Raw genomic sequence first — 340 nt, forward strand, 5'->3', positions numbered from 1 at the left:
TGTGTCGGCGGTTCGATTCCGTCTCGCGCCATCAATTCAATAATCAGGAAGGGTAGCGAAGAGGCTAAACGCGGCGGACTGTAAATCCGCTCCTTCGGGTTCGGGGGTTCGAATCCCTCCCCTTCCATCCTTTACGGGCATAGTTTAAAGGTAGAACTAAGGTCTCCAAAACCTTCAGTGTGGGTTCAATTCCTACTGCCCGTGTTAATAATTATGGCGGGTGTGGTGAAGTGGTTAACACACCAGATTGTGGCTCTGGCATGCGTGGGTTCGATCCCCATCACTCGCCTATTTATTAATATTATTATTGGGGTATAGCCAAGCGGTAAGGCAAGGGACT

The 340-nt window shown here is 49.7% G+C and carries 3 tRNA genes; all 3 read left to right on the forward strand.

Annotated features, from left to right (window positions below):
- Positions 1-46 precede the first annotated feature (46 nt).
- The 3 genes from HMPREF2918_RS04570 to HMPREF2918_RS04580 all read left to right on the forward strand — a co-directional run bounded on the left by HMPREF2918_RS04570 (position 47) and on the right by HMPREF2918_RS04580 (position 289).
- Positions 47-127 (forward strand) — tRNA-Tyr (locus HMPREF2918_RS04570).
- 6 nt (positions 128-133) lie between these two features.
- Positions 134-204 (forward strand) — tRNA-Trp (locus HMPREF2918_RS04575).
- A gap of 12 nt (positions 205-216) precedes the next feature.
- A tRNA-His gene (locus tag HMPREF2918_RS04580) sits at positions 217-289 on the forward strand.
- Positions 290-340 lie beyond the last annotated feature (51 nt).

The sequence above is a fragment of the Streptococcus sp. HMSC065C01 genome (assembly GCF_001813525.1).
Classification (GTDB): Bacteria; Bacillota; Bacilli; order Lactobacillales; family Streptococcaceae; genus Streptococcus; species Streptococcus parasanguinis_V.